This window comes from Nocardioides maradonensis (assembly GCF_054777115.1).
This window is the reverse complement of record NZ_BAAHAZ010000038.1, coordinates 1-4172: the sequence shown is the minus strand read 5'-3', so window position 1 is coordinate 4172 and position 4172 is coordinate 1. Positions and strand designations below refer to the sequence as shown.

General features: G+C 66.5%; 2 protein-coding genes. One reads left to right on the top strand and one right to left on the bottom strand.

Annotation, left to right across the window (positions count from 1 at the left end):
* Nucleotides 1–261 precede the first annotated feature (261 nt).
* Nucleotides 262–2436, bottom strand: coding sequence for a nuclease-related domain-containing DEAD/DEAH box helicase (locus ACYVAQ_RS23265; protein ID WP_460792994.1), 2175 nt, complete (start codon nt 2434–2436; stop codon nt 262–264).
* On the opposite strand from ACYVAQ_RS23265, the gene ACYVAQ_RS23260 reads away from it, so the two are divergent.
* Nucleotides 2423–4066 (top strand): nuclease-related domain-containing DEAD/DEAH box helicase, encoded by a 1644-nt coding sequence (locus ACYVAQ_RS23260; RefSeq protein ID WP_460792993.1) that lies wholly within the window; start codon nt 2423–2425, stop codon nt 4064–4066. The two genes, ACYVAQ_RS23265 and ACYVAQ_RS23260, sit on opposite strands and share 14 nt — an antisense overlap.
* The last annotated feature ends 106 nt before the right edge of the window (nt 4067–4172 follow it).

Here is a 4172-nt window from a genome sequence, read left to right as displayed (position 1 = left end):
CTGGCACGACCGTGCTCATCCGTTCGTTTGGACGAAGACCGCCGACCAGATCCTCGCAAAGGCCAACCGTCCAACTACTTCAAATCCGCGGCACTAGCGAGCCAGCCGAAGTCCACGCGCGGGTTAGGTCGCCCGTCCAACCACTCCATCGCCACTTGGCGCAGCGCATGTTCGACCGAGTATCTGACCACGGCACAGTCCTACCGCATCGGCGTTCGCGATACGGGCGGAATTGCAGACCGGCAAGGAGGTGCGAATGCGCTAGGGCAGGTATCCAAGCCAGAGACCGTCCCTAGCTCGGGTCATGCCGACGAAGGTCTCGCGGTGGTGGCGCACCAAGCGTTCTGAATAGGCGTCTTCGGTCTCTTCGGGCTTGCGCGCGGGCGGCGCTTGGCGCAATCCCGGCATCAGCACGAACTTAAAGTCCAGCCCCTTGGCTCGTTTGAGAGTGCCGACCTTGATCCTGTCTTGGGTGACGCCGTCGTAGTCGAGAAGATCGATGGTCGGAAGGGCGGCGGTGTTGAGAGCCCGCGCGTAGCGAGCCACATCGTCCCTATTGGACACGAGTACTGCCATGTCGCCCAGCGGAATACCGAAGTCTCGTGAGCGGCGGACCTGATCGACCAGTTGTCGTTCCAGATCCGCGCGGGATGCGGCGAACACAGTGAGCGGATGGCTTCCGTGGCGGAGGACCTCTGTGTCCCTGCCGCCGGAGGCCGGCTCGCCGTCCAGATCGTCGAAGCTGTCGCGTTCAACCTCGCGAATGGCCCTCTCGAGAATCTCCGCGGTGTTGCGGTAGTTGACTCGCAGGATGCTCGACCGACCTGTCACATTGATTCCCGCTTCCGCCAGGTTGTACCCCCCGGGATAGATCGATTGCTGCCCGTCACCTATCAGCAACATCTGGTCGTCGCGCGCGACGGCCCTGAGGAGCTTCAGGCCCGTCAGCGTGAGGTCTTGGACCTCGTCGACGATAACGGCGCCGTAACGCTGGGCTGCCGGATCCTCGCGGACAACGTCGAGCGCGTTGAGAAGTAGGTCGTTGAAGTCGCAGACTTCCGTCTCGGCAAGGATCTCGCCGTACCGCACATATAGGTCCCAAACGTGCGGACGCACGTCGCGCGGTAGTGCTGCCTTGCGTCCGACGCGAACAAGGTCGTGGTAGTCCTCGAAGTCCAGGATCCCCCGGCCCTTGATCACGTAGTCGATCTCCTCCAGCCAATAGTCGGGCCGAGCCTCGAATCGGGCGAGATGCCGTGCTGCGCCAGTTTGGACCCACGCGGTTTCGAACGCCCGGCGCACCTTCGCGGGGTTCAGGTCGATCGGGATCGCAGCCTGTTCGAGAATCCGCTTCGCAAGTAGATGTATATGAACAAACTCGATATTGGCGGCCGCGGGCTCGGAAATCCGACGAGCGAGAGATCTTTGAACGCGAGGGAGCGTCTTGACGAAGCTGCTGAACAGGATCGGAAGGTCCGATCGCTGAGCGAGATAGACAGCTCGGTGCAACCCGACGACCGTCTTCCCGGTGCCGGCCGGACCGCGGATCCGATAGGGGCCATTCCAACGTGTGCCGACGAGACGGAGCTGGTCAGGGTGGACGAACGTCATCCAGTCCTCGATCGGTTTGGCGAGGAGGGCCGCGCTGAGGGCGCCATGGATCTCATCAGCATCGATCAGCGGCGCGTCCGCCGGCTGATCCTTGGGCCGAGGCCCCATGGCGACGGATTTCTTTCGAGCAATCCAGGGCTTCGCTCGGTCGGTGGGCACCGTGACTGGGGGGCACGTCAGCTCCAGAGCATCGGCGATCTCCGTGATCTTGTCCGGCGGCAAGCGACCCGGTTGCGAGATCAGCCACGCGATGAGGCTGCTCGCACCCATGAGGGTCACGGGGCCGAGGCACGTCGGCGTCATCGCATTGTTGGTGAACGCGAAGACCGATTGAATCGCGCTCGGGACGAGGCCGGAAGATTCTAGGTCGCTGACGATGCGGTCGATCAGTTCCCGCTGCCTTTCGAGCGCTGTCGATTCATCCGACTGGCCGCGAAATAGTACGCCGTTCTCAATCGAGACTTCGGCCCACTGCTTGGCATCGATGATGAAGACGCCGGGCGGCCCAACGGCCAGAAAGTCCACGTTGGCGCGCCGACTGCGCGGCCACTCCCGGTCCTCCAGGATCCGCCAACCGAGCTGCTTCAGCTCCTTCAGATGGCTGGCGATCGTCATCTCCGATTCGACCGCGATGAGGTACTGACCTGCCTTCTCGACGAGATCGCGTGCGTGGCTCTTCAGCCGCTGTGCGTGAGCGAGTGCGGAATCTCCAGCTGCCATCGTGCCGACCTCCGCCCGTAGCGTGCCATTCGCCGAACCGCGAAATCGCGGAATCGACGAATCCGCCGGACTGGATTGGCACGATGACGCCGTGGTCACCTGCATCCCGAAGTCGCCTGAGTTCGTCACCCAGTCCGAGAGGGACGTGTGGCAGGGGCTGGTCGACGGGCTGGGGCCGGACGACGTCGTGCTGGCGAACCTGCGGCTGACCACCGAGGAGCTCGACTACGAGGCGGACTTCGTGGTGCTGATGCCGGACTGCGGGGTTCTGGTGCTCGAGGTCAAGGGCGGGTCGGTCTGGTTCGACCAGGGCTGGTGCCAGAGCAGCGGCGGGGTGGCGCACTGGATCGACCCGGTGGGGCAGGCGCGGGCGGTGAAGTACGCGCTGCGGGAGTACGTCGAGAGCGACCCGCGGTGGGGCAGTCGGGGCCGGGTCGCGTGGGCGCACGGTGTGGTGACGCCGTACTCCGGCTTCGCGAGCGACTTCCACGTCCCCGAGCTGCCGCGGTGGGCGCTGCACGACCGCGACCAGATGGCACACCTGGTGACGCGGGTGCGGGAGAACGCGTACCGCGGAGACACCACCCGGCGGACGCTGACCGCCGACGACGTGCAGGCGATCGCGGAGATCCTGCGGGGGCCGAGCGGAGGCACGCCCGCGGACGTCAACGCGTTCGCGGCCGAGCGCGCGGCCGAGGTCAACCACCTCACCGATCAGCAGTCGATGCTGCTCGGCGTGATCCGGTTGCTGCCGCGCGTCGAGGTGCGCGGAGGCGCGGGCTCGGGCAAGACGGTGCTCGCGCTGCAGCAGGCCAAGGAGCTCAGCAGACGGGGCCAGCGCGTGGCGCTGCTGTGCTACTCGCTGGGCCTGGCGGCGTACTTCCAGCGCGTCGTCGCGACCTGGCCCCGCAAGCACCAGCCGGCGTTCGTCGGGACCTTCCACGACTTCGGGCGGCAGTGGGGTGCGCCCAACGGCGACCGCGCCGACAGCGACTTCTGGGAGGCAACGCTGCCGCGGGTGATGGGGGAGCTGGCGCAGGGTCTGGACCACGGCAAGAGGTACGACGCCGCGGTGGTCGACGAGGCCCAGGACTTCGCTGAGTCCTGGTGGGCGCCGGTGCTCGGGGCCCTGCGCGACGAGGAGAACGGCGGCCTCTACGTGTTCTCCGACGAGAACCAGCGCATCTTCGGCCGGTACGGCGCTCCGCCGGTAGCCCTCGTCCCGCTGGTCCTCGACCACTGCCTGCGCAACACCAAGGAGATCCACCAGGCGTTCGCGCCGCTCGCGCCGTCGCGGATGTACGCGCGCGGTAGCTCGGGGCCGGCGGTGCGCTTCGTGCCGTGCGCTGCCGAGGACGCCGAGGAGACGGCCGACGACGAGGTGATCCGGCTGCTGGACGACGAGGGGTGGGAGCCCGGCCGGGTCGCGGTCATCACCACCGGGCACCGGCACACCACCCAGCTCCTGCAGGTCGAGGAGCTCGGACAGGACGGCTACTGGCAGACCTTCTGGGACGCCGAGGAGGTCTTCTACGGCCACGTCCTCGGCTGCAAGGGTCTCGAGCGCGCAGCCGTCGTGCTCTGCCTCAACGAGACGTCGGTCAAGGACCGGGCGCGCGAGCGGTTGTACGTCGGCATGTCCCGCGCCACTGATGAGCTGGTCGTGGTCGGTGACCCGGACTGGGTGCGCGAGGTCGGTGGGCCGGCGGTCGCGCGGGCGCTCGGGATCGACTGACTCACTCCCCTAGCCTCGATGTTTCGTCTGGCTGGGGGATTGAAGGTTTGGCTGCATGGCGGTCGCTGCGGTGCTGGTATGGCGTGGCTGATTGCCGGCGTTGGTG